Annotated in this window: 22 protein-coding genes; 16 read left to right on the top strand and 6 right to left on the bottom strand. The window is 71.4% G+C overall.

The features are described 5' to 3' along the window. Nucleotides 1–1,150: 1,150 nt before the first annotated feature. The 3 genes from V6U86_RS20990 to V6U86_RS20980 form a co-directional block, all read right to left on the bottom strand. Entirely contained in the window at nucleotides 1,151–1,588 is a 438-nt protein-coding gene (locus tag V6U86_RS20990; RefSeq protein WP_334505549.1) for a hypothetical protein, read from the bottom strand. A 96-nt stretch (nucleotides 1,589–1,684) separates the two neighbouring features. After that, nucleotides 1,685–1,948, bottom strand: a complete 264-nt coding sequence (locus V6U86_RS20985; protein ID WP_334505548.1) for a hypothetical protein — start codon at nucleotides 1,946–1,948, stop codon at nucleotides 1,685–1,687. Next, nucleotides 1,945–2,301, bottom strand: coding sequence for a hypothetical protein (locus tag V6U86_RS20980; RefSeq protein ID WP_334505547.1), 357 nt, complete (start codon nucleotides 2,299–2,301; stop codon nucleotides 1,945–1,947). The genes V6U86_RS20985 and V6U86_RS20980 overlap by 4 nt, the downstream gene beginning before the upstream one ends. A 100-nt stretch (nucleotides 2,302–2,401) precedes the next feature. Here V6U86_RS20980 and V6U86_RS20975 point away from each other — a divergent pair, with 100 nt between their 5' ends. From V6U86_RS20975 to V6U86_RS20930, 10 genes are all read left to right on the top strand, one after another. Then, entirely contained in the window at nucleotides 2,402–3,592 is a 1,191-nt protein-coding gene (locus V6U86_RS20975; RefSeq protein WP_334505546.1) for a serine hydrolase domain-containing protein, read from the top strand. A gap of 110 nt (nucleotides 3,593–3,702) precedes the next feature. Further along, nucleotides 3,703–4,257 (top strand): RNA polymerase sigma factor, encoded by a 555-nt coding sequence (locus tag V6U86_RS20970; protein ID WP_334505545.1) that lies wholly within the window; start codon nucleotides 3,703–3,705, stop codon nucleotides 4,255–4,257. Beyond that, the gene (locus V6U86_RS20965) at nucleotides 4,257–5,267 is read left to right on the top strand and encodes a CU044_5270 family protein (RefSeq protein ID WP_334505544.1); all 1,011 of its coding nucleotides are present in this window, start codon (nucleotides 4,257–4,259) and stop codon (nucleotides 5,265–5,267) included. The genes V6U86_RS20970 and V6U86_RS20965 overlap by 1 nt, the downstream gene beginning before the upstream one ends. A 220-nt stretch (nucleotides 5,268–5,487) precedes the next feature. Beyond that, on the top strand, nucleotides 5,488–6,591 hold the full coding sequence (gene ssd / locus V6U86_RS20960) for a septum site-determining protein Ssd (protein WP_334505543.1): 1,104 nt from the start codon (nucleotides 5,488–5,490) through the stop codon (nucleotides 6,589–6,591). Next, on the top strand, nucleotides 6,588–7,799 hold the full coding sequence (locus tag V6U86_RS20955; RefSeq protein ID WP_334505542.1) for a TadA family conjugal transfer-associated ATPase: 1,212 nt from the start codon (nucleotides 6,588–6,590) through the stop codon (nucleotides 7,797–7,799). Before ssd ends, V6U86_RS20955 begins: the two co-directional genes overlap by 4 nt. Next, nucleotides 7,796–9,088 (top strand): hypothetical protein, encoded by a 1,293-nt coding sequence (locus V6U86_RS20950; RefSeq protein ID WP_334505541.1) that lies wholly within the window; start codon nucleotides 7,796–7,798, stop codon nucleotides 9,086–9,088. Before V6U86_RS20955 ends, V6U86_RS20950 begins: the two co-directional genes overlap by 4 nt. Then, on the top strand, nucleotides 9,085–9,744 hold the full coding sequence (locus V6U86_RS20945) for a type II secretion system F family protein (protein WP_442934984.1): 660 nt from the start codon (nucleotides 9,085–9,087) through the stop codon (nucleotides 9,742–9,744). The genes V6U86_RS20950 and V6U86_RS20945 overlap by 4 nt, the downstream gene beginning before the upstream one ends. Nucleotides 9,745–9,766: 22 nt before the next feature. Continuing rightward, a complete protein-coding gene (locus tag V6U86_RS20940; protein WP_334505540.1) occupies nucleotides 9,767–9,934 on the top strand; it encodes a DUF4244 domain-containing protein in 168 nt (55 codons plus the stop codon). A gap of 50 nt (nucleotides 9,935–9,984) precedes the next feature. Beyond that, the gene (locus tag V6U86_RS20935) at nucleotides 9,985–10,377 is read left to right on the top strand and encodes a TadE family type IV pilus minor pilin (RefSeq protein WP_334505628.1); all 393 of its coding nucleotides are present in this window, start codon (nucleotides 9,985–9,987) and stop codon (nucleotides 10,375–10,377) included. Beyond that, on the top strand, nucleotides 10,371–10,796 hold the full coding sequence (locus V6U86_RS20930; RefSeq protein WP_334505539.1) for an Rv3654c family TadE-like protein: 426 nt from the start codon (nucleotides 10,371–10,373) through the stop codon (nucleotides 10,794–10,796). The genes V6U86_RS20935 and V6U86_RS20930 overlap by 7 nt, the downstream gene beginning before the upstream one ends. Nucleotides 10,797–11,296: 500 nt before the next feature. Here V6U86_RS20930 and V6U86_RS20925 read toward each other — a convergent pair whose 3' ends face one another. The 3 genes from V6U86_RS20925 to V6U86_RS20915 form a co-directional block, all read right to left on the bottom strand. Then, nucleotides 11,297–11,875: a hypothetical protein gene (locus V6U86_RS20925; RefSeq protein WP_334505538.1), complete on the bottom strand. Its 579-nt coding sequence runs from the start codon at nucleotides 11,873–11,875 to the stop codon at nucleotides 11,297–11,299. 92 nt (nucleotides 11,876–11,967) lie between these two features. Then, nucleotides 11,968–12,177, bottom strand: a complete 210-nt coding sequence (locus V6U86_RS20920) for a hypothetical protein (protein WP_030334221.1) — start codon at nucleotides 12,175–12,177, stop codon at nucleotides 11,968–11,970. A 99-nt stretch (nucleotides 12,178–12,276) separates the two neighbouring features. After that, entirely contained in the window at nucleotides 12,277–14,757 is a 2,481-nt protein-coding gene (locus V6U86_RS20915) for a DEAD/DEAH box helicase (RefSeq protein WP_442934983.1), read from the bottom strand. Between the two features lie 131 nt (nucleotides 14,758–14,888). Here V6U86_RS20915 and V6U86_RS20910 point away from each other — a divergent pair, with 131 nt between their 5' ends. From V6U86_RS20910 to topA, 6 genes are all read left to right on the top strand, one after another. Continuing rightward, nucleotides 14,889–15,245, top strand: coding sequence for an STAS domain-containing protein (locus V6U86_RS20910; protein WP_334505536.1), 357 nt, complete (start codon nucleotides 14,889–14,891; stop codon nucleotides 15,243–15,245). Further along, complete coding sequence (locus tag V6U86_RS20905) at nucleotides 15,242–15,679, top strand: ATP-binding protein (RefSeq protein ID WP_334505535.1); 438 nt, start codon at nucleotides 15,242–15,244, stop codon at nucleotides 15,677–15,679. The genes V6U86_RS20910 and V6U86_RS20905 overlap by 4 nt, the downstream gene beginning before the upstream one ends. A gap of 314 nt (nucleotides 15,680–15,993) precedes the next feature. Beyond that, entirely contained in the window at nucleotides 15,994–18,354 is a 2,361-nt protein-coding gene (locus V6U86_RS20900; protein WP_334505534.1) for a sodium-translocating pyrophosphatase, read from the top strand. Nucleotides 18,355–18,405: 51 nt separating this feature from the next. After that, nucleotides 18,406–18,945 carry a hypothetical protein gene (locus tag V6U86_RS20895; protein ID WP_334505533.1) on the top strand — a complete coding sequence of 180 codons (540 nt, stop codon included), beginning with the start codon at nucleotides 18,406–18,408 and terminating at the stop codon, nucleotides 18,943–18,945. Next, on the top strand, nucleotides 18,936–19,697 hold the full coding sequence (locus V6U86_RS20890) for a hypothetical protein (protein WP_334505532.1): 762 nt from the start codon (nucleotides 18,936–18,938) through the stop codon (nucleotides 19,695–19,697). The genes V6U86_RS20895 and V6U86_RS20890 overlap by 10 nt, the downstream gene beginning before the upstream one ends. A gap of 349 nt (nucleotides 19,698–20,046) precedes the next feature. After that, nucleotides 20,047–22,917 (top strand): type I DNA topoisomerase, encoded by a 2,871-nt coding sequence (gene topA / locus V6U86_RS20885; RefSeq protein WP_334505531.1) that lies wholly within the window; start codon nucleotides 20,047–20,049, stop codon nucleotides 22,915–22,917. The last annotated feature ends 73 nt before the right edge of the window (nucleotides 22,918–22,990 follow it).

The following is a 22,990-nucleotide window of genomic DNA, read 5'->3' as shown; positions in this document are numbered from 1 at the left end:
GGTAAGCCACACGCCGCCGGACAGCCACGCGCCCACCGCGCTGCCTTGCCAGCAACCGGTGTCCCAGGCGGTCAAGAGCGGTCATGATCGGGCAGCACGCCACCCACACTGACTAGGCGTTCCGGGCAGATCCCGACTGCCGAGAACGATCTTCCAAATTGAGCTTCTGGCGGGCGAAGACGAACCGCTTCCGTACCTGGAGCGCAGGTCACGCTGCCGATAGCGTTGGTTCTGTGACGGAAGAGGTTCGGCGAGCCGTCCGGCTGCTCTGTGACCAGGCACTCACCGGCGTTGGTCGATGGTCGGGGCGGGCTCCACTTCGGGATGCTCTGTACCACGCGACACGTGGGCGGATCGACAAGCGCCCGCGCTACTCGGTCGGCCAACTCCCGACCGTTGACACACCCTGGCAGGACACCGCATCAGGTAGGTACTTCGGTTGGCGGTGCCGACAGGGGAACCTCAACCGGGAGTTCGCTTTTGCCGTCGAATACATCGTGTGCCCGCACTGCCGAACAGCCTGGGTCGACAAGCCGTACACCGCTGAGGAGTACCAGCGTCAGGGCCTTGCTTCGGTGGCTCTGTGGGCACTTCGTGAGGAGAATCCAGGACTGTACTGGTACACCGGCAGCGGGCACCTGGGCGAGGCCAAGGCGTTCTGGGTGGCCGTTGGACGTGGTGTGCCTGGTGCCTACCGTCAACGCGAGCTGTGCGAGCACATCGACAGGCATGGGGGATTGAAGCCGAACTGGCGACTTCGGCGAGAGCGGCGCCGGGCGGCCAGTAGCGCCCGTCACGGTTGATCGCTGGCGGTTCGGCGCAAAGCGCAGGAAGTCAGCGGATCGTCAGCGAACGTCGTACCGCGCAGCCCGGCTCGATCATGCTCGACGGCACGACCGATGCGCCTGACCACGCGGTACGGCACTTGATCACACTCCCTGCTACGTCAGGTCACTTTCCCCCCGACGGGGGTCGTCCCTTTGCCGGGAGCGCTACTCCGCTGGTCACAGGTCGTCCTCCGGCTCGTCCAGATCGTCCATCGGCGGCGTTTCTGCGGCCAGAGGAGAGCCCTGGCCTGGACGGCGCTACGAGCGGTGCAGCCGTTGCCGGACGTGCGCGGACGCGGTGCACAGAGCTCGTAAGCGAGGGGTCAAGGTTTGCGCTGAGCGGCCAGCAGCTCGCGGGCCTCGGCCAGGAGCTCGCGCAGCTCGTCGCGGTCGCGGCGGGCGCGCATGCGGCTGCGGTCCTGCGGGCTGGTGCGTACCAGGCCGAGAGCGTCGGCGGTCTCTTGTGGCACACGCGCGCGCACCAGATTGCCGACGTGGTACCGGGTGGAGGTCTGGGTGACCTTCCGCTCCTCGGGGCTGTAGCCGGCCTGGGCGTACAGCTCGCGTACGGCGTACCGGTACATTCCGGTGCGGCCGGTCCAGTCCGGGTCGCCGGACGGCGTCAGGTAGTGCTCGCGCAGCTCGACCATCTGCTCGGCGAGGTCGCGCAGATGGATCGTGCGGCGCTCGGCGGTGGTTTGTTGCGCAGCACGAAGGATACGCACGATCTCGCGCTCGATGTGCTGCTTAGAGGCGGCCATGCCGCGACAATACGCGCGCGCGTGAGCGCAAAAAGAAGGGCCTGGCCGGGGTGCAACTGCCGCATTCCCACCACGGCCTCGTCGTGACGTGCGGCGTCAATTCCCGCTTGACCTTGGGAGGGTTTTCACGATCGCCTCTGCCAGCATCGTCGCCTTCTCTTGAGCCATGGCGGTGATCTCGGAGGCGGAGTTCTGCTTGCGAGGCCAGAGCGTGAGGGCTTCGATGCTGATCAGCAGTGATCCGTGCGCGAACACCAGCCGGGCGTCGCCGGGCAGATAGTCCACCCCTGCGTCGATCTCCGGGTTCACTCGTTTCACCGTCGCCGTGGTTAGCCGCGCGCTCGTCGAATCGATGGTCACCGCGCGTGACCCCCACCGGGCAGTCGCTTGGCCGATGTTGAGGCGGAACTCGTCGCTCGTGCAGTTCGCGCCTTGGTTGCGGCGGCGACGGCCGCAGACGCATCGGGCAAATGGACCACCCTGACGTCGAAGAGGGTCATCGGGGGCTGGATGTTCTGGAAAGACGGCACGGGGTTGACCTCAAGGCCAGCGGCCCACACTGCATTGAGCTGCAGTCGGGCCCCCTTTGCCCGGTCCGGATCGGCGATGAGCAGGTCGCAGGGTTCGTACCACGCTTCTCCGGTTTCGATCTCGCCCTGCCGAATGTCGTCGCCGACACCGGCCTGCTTGACCAGCCCGCCGATAGTCGCCATCAGAGCCTGCGGCTCGTTGGGTAGAGCCGAGTGCGTGGGACCGTGTGATCGCCGTGCGGCGTGTAATTTGCCGAACGGGACGAGCTGAGGAGGGGAATCGGTGGCTGCTGGTGGCTTCTCGTCGAAACGGCTGGCTCGGCTGCGGGGGTTGCTTGAGCACCATGTGGAGTCCGGCTTCGTCCCGGGCGTGGTGACCGTCCTCGCGCGGCACGGCGAGGTGCACATCGAGGCGACGGGTCATCTTGCGTTCGAGGGCCCGGGGTCGCGGACGCCGATGGCGGCTGACACGATTTTTCGCCTGGGCTCGATGACGAAGCCGATCGTGGCCGCGTGTGCGATGACCCTGGTCGAGGACTGCACCCTCCGTCTCGATGACCCGGTCGACGAACTCCTGCCGGAGTTGGCGGACATGACAGTGCTCGCCGATCCGCACGGTCCGCTGGGCGCCACCGTCCCGGCGGAACGCCCGATAACCCTGCGGGACGTACTGGACGGCACCCTCGGCACCGGCATGGTCCCCGCCGAGCCGGGAACGGTCCCGATCGCCGACGCGCTCAACGCACTCGAATATCCGTCGCCGGACGAGTGGATCCGCCAGCTCGGCGCCCTTCCGCTCGTCCATCAGCCGGGTGAGCGCTGGATGTACGACACCGCCGCCAACGTGACCGGTGTGCTCATCGCCCGGGCCACCGGCGTGTCCTTCGGGGATGCCGTGCGCGAGCGGGTCTGCGAGCCGCTTGGCATGACCGACACCGCGTTCAACGTGGGTAGCGAGAGCATCGACCGGTTGGCGACCGCGTACGAGCAGGACAACGCCGCCACCGGCGAGCCGGTCGTCGAGGACGCCCCCGACGGGCGGTTCAGTCGACCCCGGATGTTCGAGTCCGGTGGCGGTGGGCTCGTCTCGACCGCCCAGGACTACCTGGCCTTCGCCTCGGCTCTGCTCGCCGGGGGCGCACACGGCGGTGAGCGGGTGCTGTCGCGACCGGCGGTGACGCTGATGACGAGCGACCACCTGACGCAGGCGCAAAAGGCCGTCTCCGGGTTCTGGCCCGGATACTTTGACGCCATCGGCTGGGGTTTCGGAATGTCGGTTCGGACCCGCCGTACGCACCTCGGGCCCTCGGTCGGCAGCTACGGATGGCCCGGCTTCTACGGCACCGCCTGGTACAACGACCCCGCCGAGGATCTGACGGCGATGGTGTTCATGCAGCGGGCGCACGCTGGCGACCAGCGGCTGCCGATGTGGCACGACTTCTGGACCACCGTCTACCAGGCGATCGACGACTGACCGCAGCGTTCGTTTCCCGGTCGGCGGCACCCGCCCGAGGCCGCGCGGTAATCCTCAGGTCCTCAGCGACACAAGCCATTGTGAGAGTCGCCGAGGCAATGGGGGTTCGGGTGGGTCCACCGAAGAAGCGGGACGAGGGCTGGTTCACCAGTCTCTACGCCGCCGAGTACGAGCACATGGTCCGATACGGCCTGCGCCGGCTCGCTGACCGGGATGCGTCCGCGGAGCTTGCCCAGGAGGTCTTCGTCGTCGCCTGGCGTCGCCGCGCCGAGGTGCCGGAGCGCAGCCTGCCCTGGCTGTACGGGGTGGCCCGGCGCCTTCTGGCGAACCAGTGGCGGTCGCGACGTGCCGCACCGGACCTCCTCTCGATCACCGATGTCGACCTCGAGCGACTGGCCGGATCGTCGGGCGCCGACACGAGCGTCGGTGTCGCCGACATTCGGACTGCTCTGGCCAACCTGAACGACCTCGACCAGGAGATCCTCCGGCTGGTCGGCTGGGAGGAGCTGACGGTGTCGGAGGCGGCCAGGGTTCTCGGTTGCACCGGGGCGACCGCTGCGGTGCGCCTGCATCGCGCGCGCCGCCGTCTTGCCGAAGCGATGTCGGACCGGCCCGGGCAGACCCGGCGTAGCCCGGTGTTGATAACCATTCGAGAGGATCTGTGATGTTCGGAGCAGAGCCAACCCGTACTCTTCTCGGTCCGGCCGACCCGGCCCGGAACGCCGCCGTCGGGCCACCGCTGGTCTCGGCGCGCGAGCTGATCGACCGCGCCGACGCCACCGAGACGGTGGCCGGGCGTCGTCGCGTACGACCGGCACGCCGCGTGGTCCTGGTGGCCGGCACGCTGGCGGTCGCGGTGGGTGCCGTGGCGGTGCTCCAGCCGTTCGGCGGGGGCGCAGCGGACACGCCGGACGAACCGGCGGCGGCAGCGGGGTTGGTACTCGTGCCGGTCGCGTACCAGTTCGACGCGAATCCGCCGGCCGCCGGCCCGCAGCTGCGCATGCTGGCCGACAAGATCAAAGACGCGGCGTACGACCACCAGAGCGGGCGCTACATGTATCACCACTCGAAGCTGTGGGGCGATCCAGTGATGACGTCCGCCGATGGTCGCCACCACGTGGCCTTTGCCAGCGAGACGAAGGTCTGGCGGGCCGCAGACGGGACCGGTAGCCAGGCCAGCTCCCAACTGGAGCCGCAGTACCCCGACCAGGAGTCTCGGGACTACTGGCAGCGCGAAAGCAGTGCGCGGCCGGCAGCCACCGGCACTCCCGCACCGAGTGTCATTCCGCTATCGCCCAGGGAGCTCAAGCCACCGTCGGCCGTCCCGTCCGAGCTGCGGGAGCGGCTGAAGGTCGAGTACGGGGCGGGGGCGGCGAGCAAGGAGGTCAGCACGCTCTACGGCCGGTACGTCGTACCGCGTGCGACCCGAGCGGCGGTCCTGCGGGTCCTCGCCGACGTGCCCGGCTTCCGCTGGCGGGGGCAGGTCACCGACCGCGCCGGCCGGCACGGAGTGGCCGTCACCTTCGACGACCGCGAGCACGACCAGCAATCACTTCTGATTTTCGACCCGACGACGGGCGAATTGCTCGCCGGTGAGCTGTTGACACTGTCGCCCGTGCGGATCAGCTCGTACAAGGTGATCCTCGATACCGCCTGGACCGACCGGGTCGGCTGACCGCCGACTTGCGAGGCCGCTCCTCTCGGGAGCGGCCTCGCTGTCTTTCCCGCAGCGGCAGTAGCTGCGACGTTGCCCCCACTCGTAGCAGATCAACTGTCTCGGCGGGGGTTTTCCACAGCCCACCAGGTTGTCCACAGGCGACTACATCTGGGCGGCCCGTGGGGCGGATTCCGAGCACTGTCAGCGGCATATCAGAGCCCGACCGCTGGAGGCCGCGATGCCACCCCGTACCACGGTTCCGCCGATCCGCCGGCTTCCGCTGGTCGTCACCGGCGACGACGATCTGCTCGATGATGTGCTCCGGTTGGCCGCCGTCGGCGGGACCGAGCTGGAGCTCGCCCGCGATCCGGCGGCTGCCCGTACCCGTTGGCTTTCCGCGCCCGTGGTGCTGCTCGGCGCCGACCAGGCTCAGGCGTGTCTGCGCGCCCGGTTGCCGCAGCGGCCCCGGCTGGTGCTGATCGGCCGGGCCGGTCAGCTCGACCCCGGCTGGCAGATCGCGGAGCTGATCGGGGCCGAGCACGTCGCCACGCTGCCGGCCGCGGAGCCGTGGCTGGTGGATCGGTTCGCCGAACATGATCCGGACCGCCCGGCCGGCGTCGACGCCCGGATCGTCGCGGTCCTTGGCGGTCGGGGCGGTGCGGGCGCGAGTGTGCTCGCCGGTGGTCTAGCGGTGACCGCCGCCCGATCCCGGCTGCGCACGCTCCTGGTCGACGCCGACCCGCTCGGTGGTGGTCTCGACCTCGTGCTGGGCTGGGAGCAGTTGGAAGGCCTGCGCTGGCCGTCGCTCACCGGTGCTGACGGGAGGGTGGACGCCCCGGCGCTGGTGCAGGCCCTGCCCAGCCGGGGTGACCTCGTGGTGCTCTCGTGGGACCGCGGCGAGATGCTGCCATTGCCGGCGACGGCGATGGCGGCGACCGTCGACGCGGCCCGCCGTGGGCGGGACTTCGTGGTGATCGACCTGCCCCGACAGTTGGACGACGCCGCCGTGGTGGCGCTGCAAGCCGCCGACCAGGCGTTCGTCGTCGTGCCGGCCGAGTTACGTGCCACCGCGGCCGCTACTCGGGTGGTGGCCGCAGCCGCCCCGCACTGCGCCGCGCTCTCGGTGGTGGTGCGCGGGCCCGCCCCTGGGCGGCTGCGGGCGCCCGAGGTGGCACGCGCGCTGGGCCTCCCGCTGGCCGGCACGCTGCGCCCCGAGCCGGGGCTCTGCCGTGGGCTGGAGCGGGGCGAGGCGCCGGCCGCCGGGGGCAAGGGCCCACTGGCCGCGCTCTGCCAACGGATCGTCACCGACCTGACCGGCGTGCCGGCCACGGGTGCGGCATGACCGGCCGGCCGGAGGACGGCACGCTCGCCGCCCGGGTACGACAGCGGATCGCCGCAGCCACCACCCCGGTCACCGCGGCGGCGATCGTCTCCGCGGTACGGGCCGAGCCAAGCGCCGCCGTGCTCGGTGACACGGCCATGCTGCGCATCGCCGACCGGGTGCGTGACGACCTCGTCGGTGCCGGGCCGCTGGCACCGCTGCTCGCCGACCCGGAGGTCACCGACGTCCTCGTCAACGGTGCTCGGGTCTGGGTCGACCGCGGCTCGGGGCTGCACCAGGTCGCCGTTCCGGTGGGCTCGCCCGAGGACGTCCGCCGGTTGGCGCAGCGGCTGATCGCCAGCGCGGGGCGTCGGCTCGACGACGGCTCCCCGTACGCGGACGCCCGGCTTCCCGACGGCACCCGACTGCACGCCGTGCTGCCGCCGGTGGCGACCGACGGTCCCTACCTGTCTTTGCGGACCTTCCGGCACCGGCCGTTCACCCTCGACGAGTTGGTGCGCCAGGGCACCGTGCCGCGACCGCTGGCACCCCTGCTCGCCGCCGTCGTCGCGGCCCGGCTGGCGTACCTGGTGACCGGAGGCACGGGGTCGGGCAAGACGACCCTGCTCAACACCTTGCTGGGCATGGTGCCGGCCACCGAACGGATCGTGCTGGTGGAGGACGCCGCCGAGCTGCGTCCGGGGCATCCGCACGTGGTAGGGCTCCAGGCGCGTACCGCCAATGTGGAGGGCACGGGCGTGGTCAACCTCGGGGACCTGGTCCGACAGGCGCTGCGAATGCGCCCGGACCGGCTGGTGGTCGGGGAGTGCCGGGGCGGTGAGGTGGTCGACCTGCTGGCCGCGCTCAACACCGGCCACGACGGGGGTGCCGGCACGCTGCACGCCAACACACCGTCCGACGTGCCGGCCCGGTTGGAGGCCCTGGGCATGTTGGGTGGGCTGCCCCGCGCTGCGCTGCACGCCCAGGTGGCCGCCGCGTTGCAGGTGTTGTTCCAGGTGCGACGCGGCAGCCAGGGCCGTGTCCTGGAGTCGGTCTGCCTGCTGCTGCCCGAAGGGCCCGAACGGATCGTCACCGTGGTGCCCGCCTGGGTACGCGGCAGCGGGCTCGGGCTCGCCGCCCGTGCACTCGGGGCGCTGCTGCGGGAACGTGGGGTGGCGGTGCCGCCCATCCTCAGCGAGCCGTGGCCCGGATCGGCGGGTCCGGCATGACCGCCGAGACGATGCTGGTCGCGGCGCTGCTCTTGGCCGCCGCCGCCCTGGTGGCATGGCCGGTACGCAGCATTCGGGCCCGCCGACGTCGCGTGTTGGCGCCGGGACGCGGGGTCGGCGGTCTCGATCCGGATGACGCCCTGGTGCAGTGGATCAGGGAACTCGGTCGCACGCCGGACGGGTCGGTCGACGGCACCGCCCCGACCTCGGGTCATCCGGTCGGCGTCGCCTGTGAGCCAGGTGCCGCAGCGGGTGCCCACGGAACACGGACGGCGCTCGGCTGGCCCGACCGGGACGTCAGCCGCCGCCCGAAATGGCCGGGAACGGCGCGCGGGCTCACCCGTCCGGAGGGTCCGACGCGCCCGCCAGCCCGTCGGGATCTCCGCCGGCCGGCGGGCACCGTTCGGCCGGAGGACGCCACCACCTTGCTCGATGCGGGACAACAGCCCGGCGAGTCGGCGGCCACGGTCGCGATCAGTGCCGGCCGTGTGGACGGGGGCGGTCGACACGACGTCTCCGGCCTGGCAACCGCCGATGGGCACGGCGACCTGGGCGCGGGCGGTCGGGGCGACGCGTCCGGTGTGGCGGTGGCCGGCGAGCGCGCGCTCGCCGAATGCCGTGACCATCGGCGCGTCGGCGCGAGCGACAGCACGCCGGGTACGCCGCCGTCGGTGCGCGTCCCGCGATCGATGACCCGGGTGCTGCCACTGGTGGGTCTGCTCGGTGGCGGTGTGGGCGCCGTGGTCGGCGGCCCGGTGGCGGCGGTCGCGATGGCCGGGTACGGCACGCTGGCAGTGCGCGGCGTGTTGCGGTGGCGCGCGAACCGGAGCGCCGAGCGGGACCGGCGACGTGGGCTGGATCAGCTCTGCGGCCTCGCGGCGGACCTACGGGCCGGCATGCCCGTTCCGCACACTCTCGGGGTGGCGGTCGTCGAGCGCGACGGGGGAGGCCGCCTACGTCAGCTGACCTCGGCGGCGGTGCGGCTGGCCGATCGGACCGGCGCGCCGCTGGCGGAGCTCGTCGAGCGGATCGAGGCGGACGCGCGGGCGACCGACCGGGGCCTGGCCGCAGCGGCAGCCCAGGCGGCCGGCGCCCGCGCCACGGCCTGGCTACTGGCGGCGCTGCCGATCGGTGGGATCGGGCTCGGGTACGGCATCGGCGTCGACCCGATGGCGGTGCTCCTGCACAGCACCGTCGGCGGAGTCAGCGCGGTTGTCGCGGTGGCCCTGCAGGTCGTCGGCCTGCTCTGGGCAGAACGGTTGGGCGCGACACCGGGGCGAGCCGCATGACGGCCCGGGGCCCGGCCGGCCAGCCCAGCATGTCGGGCCAGGCCAGCTCGACCGGTCGACGGCGGCCGGACGCGATTCGGCTCGCGGCGGCGCTGGGCGGGCTTGCCGTGGCCATCGTCGTCGAGGGCTGGCCCGGGCTGCTCGGCGCGCTGCCCGCCGCCATCCTGCTCGACCTCCTCCTACGGCGGATCGAGCCGCCCGCCGTGCGCAAGCGGCGGCAACAGGAGGCCGCCGACCTGCCGCTCGCAGCCGACCTCCTGGGCGCGGCGATGCGGGCGGGCGCCCCGGTGGATCGCTCGGTGCTGGCCGTCGCCGAGGCGCTGGACGGGCCGCTCGCTGGCCGGTTGGCCCGGGTGGGCCGCACGCTGCTACTCGGCGGGGGCCCGGCCGAGGCCTGGTCCGCATTGGACGGGGTGCCCGGCGCGGAGCGTCTCACCGCGGCGGCGTTGCGCTCGGCCAACAGTGGCGCCGCCCTGGCCGGCGCGCTGACCCGGCTCGCCGACGACCTGCGCGCCGACCGGGCCACCGCTGCCGAGGCATCGGCCCGCCGGGCGGGTGTGCTCATCGTCCTGCCGCTGGGGCTCTGCTTCCTGCCGGCGTTCATTCTCGCCGGCCTGGTGCCGGTGATCGTCGCCGTTCTCGGCGATGTGCTCTGACCCATCGAGAAGGGAAACAGTCATGCGCAAACTCATCGCACGCCTAAGCGGCGATGCCGGAATGAACACGGCCGAGTACGCCGTCGGCACGCTCGCCGCGGTCGCCTTCGCCGGCATCCTGTTGAAGGTGCTGACCTCTGGCAACGTCCAGTCGGCGCTGACCGCCGTCATCGACCGTGCACTGAAGTGATCGGGCGCCGGCAGGCCAGCCGCGATTCAGGGTCGAGCGTCTCCGGGCCGGTGGCACGCTGCGGGCGGAGGCTTCGCGTCCTCGTACGAGCTGCTGGCGGGGACCGGGGGTCCTTCACCGCCGAACTGGCGGCCGGCCTGCCGGCGCTGCTCCTGCTTTTGCTGGCCGGTCTGACCGCGGTCAACGCCGTCAGCGCGCAGGCGGGCTGCCTGCACGCCGCCCGGGAGGCGGCGCTCGCCGCAGCCCGGGGCGCGGACGGCAGCGCGGAGGGCGGTCGCGCGGCGCCGCCGGGGGCGACGGTGTCGGTGTCCGTAGACGGCGACCGGGCTCAGGCGACGGTACGGGCACCCGTCCGGACGTTGGGCGGGCGGCTACCGCGCATAACCGTGGTCGCCACCGCCGTCGCAGCCGTCGAACCGGGCTCTCACGAGGGGAGTTGGTAGTGCGACGAACTGGCGTCAGGTCACCAGGCTCCGGTCATGCACCGGCTGCCGGAGGGCTTACTGATGATCGGCCGGACCAGCAGCGAGGTGGCGCGACGGTTCTGCTGCTGGCGATGGGGCTCGTCTTCGTGGCGTTCGGGACGTTCGGCGCCGCCATCGTCGCCGCTGCAACGGCGAGCCAGCGGGCGGCGGTAGCAGCGGACCTCGGCGCGCTGGCCGGGGCAGCCCGGGCGCTCGATGGTGACGCCGCGGCTTGTGCGTCCGCCGCCGATCTCGCCGGTCGCAACGATGGCCGGCTGGTCGGCTGTCACCTCGACGGGCTGGACGTGCTGGTGACAGTCGAGGTGGCGTTCACGCCACTACCCGGCCTGACCCGGGTCGCCGCGGCGAGCGCCCGTGCCGGCCCGGTACGGGCCTGAGCCGCGCGGCTCAGCCATGCGGCGGCGTCTCTGCTCACCGTCGCTGCGGCGCCGGACGCGCCGGACGCGGCGCCGGACGCGGCGAGAGCTGCGGCGCCGGACGCGGCGAGAGAAGGGCACGGCATATGGAGCTCGCGGCCTGACCGGCGTCGCGGTGTCAAGCGCGGGTAGGAGTCCGTTGCGCGGCTGAAGGAGCCAGGGCCTTGGTGGGGTTGGTGGGCGCTGTGGAGCTGAATCGTTTACGACATCAGGCGTGATGCGCTTACGACATCAGCTCCAAAGGGGGAGCGGAATCCGTCCGGGGGGGCGAGGGGGGCGAGTCACCAACGGTCTGCCGCCTGGAATCGGTCCAAGGGTCTGCCGCCCGGAGGTCGGGGCTCCTGCGGCCTGCCGGCCGGGACTGGTCGAGGTCCAGGTTCCGGCCGGCGGCCGAGGAGTGGGTGGCCGCGACGGCGACCGCTGAGGGGGTTACCGCGCCGACCTGGTCCGGGCAGGGTGTGTCAGCGGCTCTGGAGCGCGTCGAGGGCGACGGCCATCGCGATGACCAGGCGACGGTCGATCTGCGGGTTCTGCACCTCGACGATGTACTTGTCGCGCAGGCCCCACTTCTTGACCACGGAGAAGACCGGCTGGCCGCCGGCGGTGAAGTCGAAGTGGTACGGCAACCAGGACAGCGAGTCGACGAATCGACGCAGCAACGCCACCGGCAGGCTCCGCTCCTGGCCGGTCACCTGCGGCAGGCCAGCCTGCTCGACGTGCCAGGTGGAGCGCAGCAGCGACTGGGCGAAGTCCTTGCGGAACAGGCCGATCGGGTTGCCGGCCGCGTCGGTGACGTCGTACGTGGCGCCGAGGTCGATGCGCTGGCGGGCCTTGAAGCCGAGCAGTGGCTGCTGCTTGGAATCATCCGTGTAGATGGTCACCTGTTCCTTGAAGGCGAGCCGCTTCTGCTGCGCGAACGCCAGCAACTCACCCTCGGTGCCGTCCGGCGCGACCGCCCGGACCTCGTACTGGTTGACCATCATGCGCAGTCGCTGGCGGATGTGGAACTGGTGCTGGCCCTGCAAGTTGTCAAGCTGCATGTGAACTCCTCTGGGGTTGGTGCGCCGGAGTCTCGCACAGCCCGACAACCGTCGCGCCCCCTGCTGCCCTTGCAGGATCACTCCAGCAGACCTCAGCGACTGTCGACGGAGGTCGCGGCCCGCAGCGCCCAGGTGTTGAGCACCTGGTGGATGCCGCGTAGCCGCTCGTTGATCTGTTCCAGCCGTTCCGCCTGGGCCAGGGCGGCCAGTGCCGACCCCAGCGCGATCTGCTGGTCGAGGGTGAGATTGTCCTGGTCGATGGTGTAGAGCAGGTCGACGGTCTCGGCGATGGTGTCGGCCACAGCTTCTCCTCGGGCACGGGGGGCGATCAGCAATATAGGCATCGATGGAAGCGCTCCCACATCATTGTGCCCCGTGCCATACCGATTCATGCAAGCTGCTCAGCCCGGCAGGTTCGTCAGCACCACGTCGAGCACCCGGATCGCGTCCGGTTTGGAGAGGGGGTTGTTGCCGTTGCCGCATTTCGGTGACTGCACGCAGGATGGGCATCCGGTCTCGCAGCCGCACTCCGCGATGGCGTCCCGGGTGGCGCGCAGCCACGCCGCCGCCGTCCCGTACGCCCGCTCGGCGAACCCCGCGCCACCCGGATGCCCGTCGTAGACGAAGACGGTCGGCGCCTCGGTGTCCGGGTGCAGCGCGGTGGAGAGCCCGCCGATGTCCCACCGGTCACAGGTGGCCATCAGCGGCAGCAGGCCGATCGCGGCGTGTTCGGCGGCGTGCAGCGCACCCGGCACATCCGCCGTTTGGACCCCGGCGAGGGCCAGCGACTGCGGTGACAGGGTGAACCAGACCGCCACCGTGCGCAGCTCCCGGGTGGGCAGGTCGAGCGGCCGGGTGTCGATCACCTCGCCGGTGGCGATCCGTCGCCGCTGGTACGACACCACCTGGCTGGTCACATCCACCTCACCGAGGAACATGCCTACCGGCCCGGCGTCCACGTAGGAGCGCACCGACACCACCGACAGCTCGGTGACGTCGCGGGCGTGGGTGGACCAGTCCGGCTCCTCGGCGTGCACCAGCGCGCAACCGTCGGCGAGGTCGAGTTGGTCGACCACGTACGAGACGCCCTGGTGCAGGTAGACCGCGCCGGGGTGCAGCAGGAAGTGCGAGGAGCCGCCGTCGACAGTGCCGAGCAGCCGGCCGGTCGACGACTCCACCACGGCGACCGGGGCGCCGCCCTCGCCGCGCAGGTCCACCTCGGGCCGCTCCCGGTGCCGCCAGTACCAGCCGGTGGGCCGTTGCCGCAGCGCCCCCGCCGCGACCAGCTCGTCAACCGCCTCCTTCGCCCCGTCGCCGAAGAGTGCCAGGTCGGCCGGGGTGAGCGGTGCCTCCACCGCGGCGCAGGCGAGCTGCGGTGCCAGCACGTACGGGTTGGCCGGGTCGAGCACCGTCGCCTCCACCGGTGCGCCGAAGATCGCCTCCGGGTGGTGCACCAGGTAGGTGTCCAGGGGGTCGTCCCGGGCCACCAGCACTGCGAGGGCCTCCTGCCCGGAACGCCCGGCGCGGCCCGCCTGCTGCCACAGCGACGCCCGGGTCCCCGGGTAGCCGCAGATCAGTACCGCGTCGAGCCCGACCAGGTCCACGCCCAGCTCCAGCGCGTTGGTCGAGGCCAGGCCGAGCAGGTCGCCGTGCAGCAGTGCCCGTTCCAGCTCGCGCCGTTCCTCCCGCAGGTAGCCGCCCCGGTAGGCGGCCACCCGGTCGCCGAGCCCCGGCACCGCGTCGTCCAGCGCTCGACGCGCGTTGGCGGCCACCACCTCGGCGCCCTTGCGGGAGCGGACGAACGCGAGGGTGCGTACCCCCTCGGCGACCGTGTCGGCGAGCAGGTCCGCGGTCTCGCGCAGCGCCGACCGGCGGACCTGCCGGAGATCGTCGTGGTCACCGTGCGTCTGCGGCGGCACCGGGGACGACGGGCCCGGTGGCACCGGGGACGCGGAGCCCGAGTCGGGTGGCAGCAGCGGCGGCTCCCAGAGCGCGAAGGTCACCCCGCCGCGCGGCGAGGCGTCCTCGGTGACCGCCGTCACCGGCAGGCCGGTCAGCCGCCCGGCTGCGGTGGCCGGGTCACCGGAGGTCGCCGAGGCGAGCACGAACACCGGGGTGGCCCCGAACCGGGCGCACTGCCGGCGAAGCCGACGCAGCACGTGCGCCACGTGCGAGCCGAACACGCCACGGTAGGTGTGGCACTCGTCGATCACCACGTACGCGAGTCGGCGTAGGAAGCCGGACCACTGGGCGTGCCCGGGCAGGATGCCGTGGTGCAGCATGTCGGGGTTGGTCAGCACGAACCGGGAGTGCCGGCGGATCCACTCCCGCTCGGCGCGCGGAGTGTCCCCGTCGTAGCAGGCGGGGCGTACCCCCTCCAGCTCCAGCGCGGCGACGGCGCGCAACTGGTCCGCGGCGAGCGCCTTCGTCGGCGCCAGGTAGAGCACTGTGGCCCGGGGGTCGGCGAGCAGCGTGGCCAGGGCCGGCAGCTGGTACGCCAGTGACTTGCCGGACGCGGTGCCGGTGGCGACGACCACGTGCTGGCCCTCGTACGCCAGGGTGGCCGCCTCGGCCTGGTGCTGCCAGGGCGCGACCACCCCGCGCCCGGTGAAGGCCGTGCGCAGTTCCTCCGGTGCCCACGACGGCCACGGCGCGGGCACCCCGGCGCGGGCGGGCACCCGTTCGACGTGGGTGACCGGGTCGGCGGCGCCCCGGGCGCGCAGCCGGCGCAGCAGGTCCGTCGGCGACGGCCCGAGGCCGGGACCAAGGTCGGCCGGCGCTGGTCCGGGACCAGCGGATACGGTGGCCGCGGGCGACGACTCCAGGTCGTGGCGCGGCGTGTGGCGCGCGGAGCTGAAGTCGTTGGAGGTCACGCCCTGCACTCTCGCACTGGTGTTCGGAGATGAAAAGTCGGACACCGGGGTAAGGGGAAGCCTCCGCTGGCGTCCGCAGGCCGCGCCGGTGGTAGTGGTTAGATGCCCACGAGAGTTTACGGCTCTGGCGAGGAGGACCGATGGAGCTGTCGCTGGCGACCCGCACCGTGGGCGAGCACACGGTGCTCGAGGTTGGTGGTGAGGTGGACGTCTACACCGCGCCCCGGCTCCGGGAACGGCTCCTCGAACTGATCGACGGTGGGGCGCGTCACGTGGTGGTCGACCTCGGTCGGGTGGATTTCCTCGACTCCACCGGGCTGGGCGTGCTGGTCGGCGCGCTCAAGCGGCTCCGCTCGGCCGGCGGTTCGTTCGCCCTGGTCTGCGACAAGGAGCCGCTGCTCAAGATCTTCCGGATCACCGCACTGGACCAGGTGTTTCCGCTGCACCCGAGCGTCGACGCGGCGGTCAGCGCCGACTCGGCGGGCGCCGGCGCGTGATGGCGACAGTCAAGCTTTCGTTCTCGCCCGCCCCGGTGCACGTGCGCACCGCCCGCCTGGTCGGCGTCGCCGTCGCCCGGCGGGCCGGGGTTCGTGAGGACCTGTTGGACGAGGTGCGCCTGGCCATCGGTGAGGCGTGCACGCGCGCGGTGGCCCTGCACCGGCAGTACGGCCTGGCCGACCCGGTGCTGGTGGAGATGTCCGACGGTGGCTCGTACGCCGTGCGGGTGGTGGACCGGGCGCCGATCGAGGCGGGTATCGGCCTGACCGCGCTGCCGCCGGACGAGCTGGCCAACGAGTCGCTGACCGACGAGGCGCTGACCACTGGCGTCGGCTTCGCGCTGCTCGCCGGTTTCGTCGAGGACCTGCAGGTGCGCCCGGTCGACGAGGGCATCGGCACCGAGGTGCGGATGGTGTGGCCGGTCGACCGCTGACCATTGCGCTGCGTAGGCCGCGTCCCCTGCTGGGGATGCGGCCTTCTTTGCATGGATCGGGCCCTATATCAGATATCGTTTCATAACACAGCGACGAAGATCATCGCGACACGGTGCCACCTTGGTGTGACCTCCAACACTGAGGAGGGCTACAGTACCCGGGTTGTCAGCAAGTGACCCATCCCGCAGCCAGCGGGTATGGGTGTTCATCGCTGGTCCGCTGGTGGGTTGGCGCGCGCTTGCGAGTCCGCATCCAGGCGTCGGTCAGTGCGTCTCCACTCACCGGCGCGATGTTCGGTAACAGGAGGACACAGATGTCCGAGACCTTGGCCGCCGACGGCGGCGGGCTTTCCCTTACCGGAAGCAATGTCACCTACGTCGTCATCGCCGCGGTTGTCGCGCTGGTGGCGCTCGGTTTCGCTGCCGCCCTGACAAAAACGGTGCTGGCTGCTGGTAAGGGCACCGATAAAATGCAGGAGATCTCGGGGGCCGTCCAGGAGGGCGCCTCCGCCTACCTGCTCCGTCAATTCCGCACCCTGGCGATCTTCGTCGTCATCGCCGTCGTGCTGCTCTTCCTGCTTCCGGTGCACGACACCGACGGCAGTGAGCTCGCGGTGAAGATCGGCCGCTCGCTCTTCTTCGTGGTGGGCGCCCTGTTCAGCGCGTTCATCGGTGGCGCCGGCATGTGGCTGGCCACCAGAGCCAACCTGCGGGTGGCCGCCGCCGCGAGGGAACGGGCAGGTGGCCGCGAGGCGGCCATGAAGATCGCGTTCCGGACCGGCGGTGTCGTCGGCTTCTTCACCGTCGGCCTCGGCCTCTTCGGTGCGGCGGTTGTCGTTCTGCTCTACCGCGGTGACGCGCCGACCGTGCTGGAGGGCTTCGGCTTCGGCGCCGCGCTGCTCGCGATGTTCATGCGGGTCGGCGGCGGCATCTTCACCAAGGCCGCCGACGTCGGCGCCGACCTGGTCGGCAAGGTCGAGCAGGGCATCCCCGAGGATGACCCGCGCAACGCCGCCACCATCGCCGACAACGTGGGCGACAACGTCGGTGACTGCGCCGGCATGGCCGCCGACCTGTTCGAGTCGTACGCGGTGACGCTGGTCGCCGCGCTGATCCTCGGCCGCGCCGCGTTCGGCGAGGAGGGCCTGGTCTTCCCGCTGATCATCTCCACCATCGGCGTGCTGATCGCGATCGTCGGCGTCTTCATCACCCGGCTGCGCGCGTCCGACCGCAACGCACTGACCGCGATCAACCGGGCCTTCTACCTGTCCGCGGTGCTCTCCGCGGTGCTGGTGGCGATCGCCGCCTACGCGTACCTGCCGGCGACCTTCGGCGAATTCGACAGCGGGCTCACCGACGCGCCCGGCAACCCGCGACTGGTGGCCATCGGCGCGGTGGTGATCGGCATCGTGCTGGCCGCCGCGATCCAGGCGCTGACCGGCTACTTCACCGAGACCAACCGGCGACCGGTGCAGGACATCGGCAAGAGCTCGCAGACCGGCGCGGCCACCGTGATCCTGGCTGGCATCAGCATCGGTCTGGAGTCGGCCGTCTACTCGGCGCTGCTGATCGGCGCCGGCGTCTTCGGCGCCTTCCTGCTCGGCGGCAGCTCCATCACGCTGTCGCTGTTCGCGGTGGCACTGGCCGGCACCGGCCTGCTCACCACCGTCGGCGTGATCGTCGCGATGGACACCTTCGGGCCGATCTCCGACAACGCCCAGGGCATCGCCGAGATGTCCGGTGACCTCGACGAGCACGGCGCCCGCACGCTCACCGAGCTGGACGCCGTCGGCAACACCACCAAGGCGATCACCAAGGGCATCGCGATCGCCACGGCGGTGCTCGCGGCGACCGCGCTGTTCGGCTCCTACACCGACTCGCTCCGCAGCGCGTACGCGACGGCTGGTGTGGGCGACGTCGGGACGGAGATCCTCAACTCGCTGAACGTGGCGAACCCGCGCAACCTGGTCGGCCTGATCATCGGCGCGGCGGTGGTCTTCCTCTTCTCCGGGCTGGCCATCAACGCGGTGTCCCGTTCGGCGGGTGCCGTGGTGATGGAGGTCCGCCGGCAGTTCCGTGAGCTGCCCGGCATCATGGACGGCACCCAGCGCCCGGAGTACGGCAAGGTCGTCGACATCTGCACCCGGGACGCGCAGCGCGAACTGATGACCCCCGGCCTGCTCGCCATCCTGGCGCCGATCGCTGTCGGCTTCGGCCTCGGGCCCGGCGCGCTCGCCGCGTACCTGGCCGGTGCGATCGGTGCCGGCACCCTGATGGCGGTGTTCCTGTCCAACTCCGGCGGGGCCTGGGACAACGCCAAGAAGCTGGTCGAGGACGGCGCGTACGGCGGCAAGGGCTCCGAGTCGCACGCCGCCACGGTCATCGGCGACACCGTCGGTGACCCGTTCAAGGACACCGCCGGCCCGGCGATCAACCCGCTGATCAAGGTGATGAACCTGGTCTCGCTGCTGATCGCGCCCGCCGTGGTGGCCTGGAGCGTCGGCGACGACCGCAACGTCGGCCTGCGCGTCGGCATCGCGCTGGTCGCGACGCTGATCATCGTGGCGTCGGTGGTGTTCAGCAAGCGCAAGGGCATCGCGATGTCCGACTCGGACGCCGATGGCAACACCGGCGCGGGCAGCACCGATCACCATCCGGAGACGGTCAACGCCTGACCCGGGACCGGCCCGGTGCCACACCTGGCCAAAGGCCGTACGCTGCAACGCATGCGTACGTGCCGGGCGTCTGCCGCCGGAAAGCTCACGGTGGTCCTGGCCACGATCGTCATCCTGGCTGGCTGCGGCGGCGGTCCCAGTCCACGAGCCTGGGCGGCCTCGGTCTGCGGCGCGCTCACCCCGTGGCGCTCTGAGATCAACAAGCTGACCAGCAGTACGGACGAGCAGATGACCGCGCAGACCACGCCGGCGCAGGCCAAGGAGAACCTGGTGCGGCTCTTCGGTGGGGCGGAGCAGGCCAGTGAGGCCGCGCGCCGCAAGGTGGAGAAGGCGGGCATCCCGGAGACCGACAACGGCGAGGCCATCTCCGCGGGTTTCCGCAGCTCACTGGGGAAGATGCGGGACGCGTACGGCCGCGCCCGGGACACCATCGACGGCCTGGGCACCGGCGAGCCGACCGTCTTCTACGACGGCGTGCGCGCCGCGGTGGAGACCCTCAACAAGGAGTACGACGCCAGCGCGCTGGACACCAGCAAGCTCAACTCCGAGGAGTTGAAACAGGCATTCGACGAGGTGCCGGAGTGTCGCTGAGCGGGCTCGATGACACCGGGAAGGCGCAGCCACCCCCGGCGCTGTTCCCCGCGCCCGAATCCGACACGCCCACCTCCGGGCGACGCCGCAGCGGCGCGCCGCAGAACGGCCCCTCGCAGAGCGGCTCGGCTCAGCACGGCTCCGCTCCGGCCCAGGGTGACGACGCGGGCCGGCAACTTGTCTTCTTCGGCGCGGATGCGGCCGAACCCACCGTCGCCGACCTCGCCGGGCTGCTCGCCGGGCCCGCCGAGGTGGTCCGGATGGGCGGCACCGCCCGTCTCTCGGTGCAGGTGGACGCCGCGTGGCGGGTGCACGTGCTCGTCGCCGAACTGGCCTCGCGCGGGCTGGCGGCGAGCTGGGAGCCGATCGAGGGCGAGCGACACGGCGTTCGTACGTCGTACACCCGGGTCTTGAAGCCGCTCGCGGCGGCCTGGCTGCACGGTACGACGAAACGCCCACCCGCCGCCTTTCATCTGACCGGCCGGCGGTTGCGGCTGTGGCTCGCCGCCGCCGGGACGCCGGAGCCTCCCGACTGCTTCCTGTTGCGGCTGGGCGCCGACGACGGCCAGGAGTGTTGGGAGTCGATCGGCGGCGCGCTCGCGGCGGCCGGACTGGCTGGGACGCTGCTCGGCGCGGCGGATGGCGGCCCGGCGTACCGGATCACCAGCCGCCGGCGACTCGCCCGCCTGGCCGAGTTGGTCGGCGAACCGCCGCGAGCCGCACCGCCGGCAGCCTGGCCAACTCGGCAGTGAACCGGTCATTTCGCCCAGGTCGGCAGCGGCGTCCGGGTGTCCGGTGCCGGACAGCTGGCGGGTTGATCCAGGCGGAAAACGGGCGGGTCGGACCTCGGCCGTGAGTCCGCCATCGTCACAGTGACCCGCTTCGAGCCCTACCCACGGTGTACGGTGGCGCCGTCCGGCAGTGCCGAGCGCGGCGGGGCGGTGTCGACCGCCGCGTCGAAGCGGTTTGCGGCCCGCGAAACCCGAAACGCGGGCGGCGCGTTACGTTGGACATCCGGACCGCCGGTGCGACGGCGGGGTCGAAAGCGGTCGCTGTCCGGGCGCCGGCAGGCCACGAGCAGGAGTGAGGTCGGGGAGAGACGTGCCGAGCAACGCTGGAACCACCCGTCTGGTCATCGTCGAGTCACCGGCGAAGGCCAAGACGATCTCGGGCTACCTTGGCCCGGGGTACGTCGTGGAGGCCAGCTTCGGTCACGTCCGCGACCTGCCGCGCAACGCCGCCGACGTGCCGGCCAAATACAAGAAGGAGCCCTGGGCCCGGCTCGGGGTGGACGTCGACAACGGCTTCCACGCGCTCTACGTCGTCTCCGCCGACCGCAAGCAGCAGATCAGCAAGCTGGTGAAGCTGGCCAAGGAGGTCGACGAGATCCTCCTGGCGACGGATGAGGACCGCGAGGGCGAGGCGATCGCCTGGCACCTGGTCGAGACGCTCAAGCCCAAGGTGCCGGTCAAGCGGATGGTCTTCCACGAGATCACCAAGCCGGCGATCCAGGCGGCGGTGGCCAACCCTCGGGAAATCGACCGTGACCTGGTCGACGCCCAGGAGGCGCGACGGATCCTCGACCGCCTGTACGGCTACGAGGTCTCCCCGGTGCTGTGGAAGAAGGTCATGCCGCGGCTCTCGGCTGGCCGGGTGCAGTCCGTGGCGACCCGCATCGTGGTCGAGCGGGAACGGCAGCGGATGGCCTTCCGCACCGCCGAATACTGGGACATCCTGGCCACCCTCGCGGTGACCAACGCCGGCGAGGGTCCGCGGGCCTTCAACGCCACCCTGATCGCCCTGAACGGCGACCGGATCGCCACCGGTAAGGACTTCGAGCCGACCACCGGTCGGGTCCGGGCCGGCGCCGGCGTCGTGCACCTCGACGAGAGCGGTGCCCGGGGCCTCGCGGCCCGCCTGGAGGGGCGGCCGTTCACCGTCACCCGGGTCGAGGAGAAGCCCTACCGCCGTCGCCCGTACGCGCCGTTCATCACCTCGACCCTCCAGCAGGAGGCGGCCCGCAAGCTGCGCCTGTCCTCGCAGCAGACGATGCGCACCGCGCAGCGGCTGTACGAGAACGGCTACATCACCTATATGCGTACCGACTCGGTCAACCTGTCGGAGACCGCCATCTCGGCGGCCCGCCGACAGATCGTCGAGCTGTACGGCGAGCGCAGCGTTCCGCCGGAGCCGCGCCGCTACACCGGCAAGGTGAAGAACGCGCAGGAGGCGCACGAGGCGATCCGCCCGGCGGGGGACAACTTCCGTACCCCGGGCGAGGTGGCCAAGGAGTTGTCCGCCGAGGAGTTCAAGCTCTACGAGCTGATCTGGCGACGCACCATCGCCTCGCAGATGACCGACGCGGTCGGCTCCAGCGTGTCGGTGCGCATCCGGGCGGTCTCCACCGCGCAGGAGGAAGCCGACTTCGGCGCGACCGGCAAGACCATCACCGACCCGGGCTTCCTGCGCGCGTACGTCGAGTCCAGCGACGACGAGAACGCCGAGGCCGAGGACGCCGAGCGTCGGCTGCCCACCCTGGTCAAGGACCAGCCGCTGACCGCCGACGAGCTGGCCGCGCAGGGCCACCACACCCAGCCGCCGTCGCGCTACACCGAGGCGTCGCTGGTCAAGGCCCTGGAAGAGCTGGGCATCGGCCGCCCGTCCACCTACGCGTCGATCATGCAGACGATTCAGGACCGGGGGTACGTCACCAAGCGCGGCCAGGCGATGATCCCGACGTTCCTGGCCTTCGCGGTGATCGGGCTGATGGAGCGGCACTACCCCCGCCTCATCGACTACGACTTCACCGCCACCATGGAGAACGAGCTGGACGAGATCGCCGGCGGCGACCACGCCGCTGTCGACTTCCTCACCGCGTTCTACTTCGGCAGCTCCAACGGTGCCGGCGACCAGGACATCGCTCGTTCCGGCGGGCTCAAGAAGCTGGTCACCGAGAACCTCAGCGACATCGACGCCCGCAGCGTCAACTCCATCCCGCTCTTCACCGACGACGACGGCCGCGAGGTCGTGGTGCGGGTCGGCCGCTACGGGCCGTACCTGCAACGGGAGCTGCCCGGCGGCGAGCAGCCGGCCCCGGCTGCGGCTTCGGGCGAGGGCGAGGAGGGCGGCACCCAGGGTGACCGGGCGCCGATCCCCGAGGGCCTTGCCCCGGACGAGCTGACCCCGGAGAAGGTGCACGAGCTGTTCCTCGGCGGCAGCGGCGAGCGCAAGCTCGGCGACGACCCCGCCACCGGTGAGCCGATCGTGCTGAAGTCCGGCCGGTTCGGCCCGTACGTGTCCAGCGGGGAGCGAAAGTCGTCGCTGCTGCGTACGCAGACCCCCGACTCGCTGACCCTGGAGGAGGCGCTCAAGCTGCTCAGCCTTCCCCGGCTGATCGGTGTCGCGCCGGACGGCGTCGAGGTCTTCGCGAACAACGGTCGCTACGGCCCGTACGTCAAGCGGGGCGAGGAGTTCCGGTCGCTCGAGTCCGAGGATCAGATGTTCACGGTTGGGCTGGACGAGGCGCTGGCTCTGCTGGCCGCCCCGAAGGCCCGTGGACGGCGCGCTGCGGCGCCGCCGTTGCGTGAGATGGGCGTGGACCCGGCGACCGAGAAGCCGTTGGTGATCAAGGACGGCCGGTTCGGCCCGTACGTGACCGACGGGGAGTTCAACGCGTCGCTGCGGCGTGGGCAGACGCCGGAGGCGTTGAGCCTCGAGGAAGCGTCCGAGATGCTGGCTGAGAAGCGGGCGAAGGGTCCGGCGCCGCGGAAGAAGGCGGCGGCGAAGAAGGCCCCGGCGAAGAAGGCCACGGCCACCAAGAAGACGGCTGCGGCCAGCAAGTCCACGGCCGCGAAGAAGACGACCACGGCGAAGACCACGGCGGCCAAGACGACGGCCGCGAAGGCGACGGCGGCCAAGAAGGCCCCGGCCAAGAAGGCCGCCCCGCGCAAGGCCGCCACCAGCACGGAGTAACCCACCGCCGCTCCTGGCCTGTTCAGATCTTGGACAGTTTCCGTTCTGTCCGGACGGAAACTGTCCAAGATCT

Source organism: Micromonospora sp. CPCC 205558 (assembly GCF_036902955.1).
Classification (GTDB): Bacteria; Actinomycetota; Actinomycetes; order Mycobacteriales; family Micromonosporaceae; genus Micromonospora.
Note: the sequence above shows the minus strand (reverse complement) of the source record. Positions and strands in the feature narration are given on the sequence as shown.

Coding starts and splice junctions, on each gene's coding strand:
- V6U86_RS20940 (WP_334505540.1), top strand. CDS start 9,767: ATGCGCAAACTCATCGCACGCCTAAGCGGCGATGCCGGAATGAACACG.
- V6U86_RS20895 (WP_334505533.1), top strand. CDS start 18,406: ATGCGTACGTGCCGGGCGTCTGCCGCCGGAAAGCTCACGGTGGTCCTG.
- V6U86_RS20900 (WP_334505534.1), top strand. CDS start 15,994: ATGTCCGAGACCTTGGCCGCCGACGGCGGCGGGCTTTCCCTTACCGGA.
- V6U86_RS20945 (WP_442934984.1), top strand. CDS start 9,085: ATGACGGCCCGGGGCCCGGCCGGCCAGCCCAGCATGTCGGGCCAGGCC.
- V6U86_RS20980 (WP_334505547.1), bottom strand. CDS start 2,301: ATGGCGACTATCGGCGGGCTGGTCAAGCAGGCCGGTGTCGGCGACGAC.
- V6U86_RS20950 (WP_334505541.1), top strand. CDS start 7,796: ATGACCGCCGAGACGATGCTGGTCGCGGCGCTGCTCTTGGCCGCCGCC.
- V6U86_RS20965 (WP_334505544.1), top strand. CDS start 4,257: ATGTTCGGAGCAGAGCCAACCCGTACTCTTCTCGGTCCGGCCGACCCG.
- ssd (WP_334505543.1), top strand. CDS start 5,488: ATGCCACCCCGTACCACGGTTCCGCCGATCCGCCGGCTTCCGCTGGTC.
- V6U86_RS20910 (WP_334505536.1), top strand. CDS start 14,889: ATGGAGCTGTCGCTGGCGACCCGCACCGTGGGCGAGCACACGGTGCTC.
- V6U86_RS20955 (WP_334505542.1), top strand. CDS start 6,588: ATGACCGGCCGGCCGGAGGACGGCACGCTCGCCGCCCGGGTACGACAG.
- V6U86_RS20990 (WP_334505549.1), bottom strand. CDS start 1,588: ATGGCCGCCTCTAAGCAGCACATCGAGCGCGAGATCGTGCGTATCCTT.
- V6U86_RS20925 (WP_334505538.1), bottom strand. CDS start 11,875: ATGCAGCTTGACAACTTGCAGGGCCAGCACCAGTTCCACATCCGCCAG.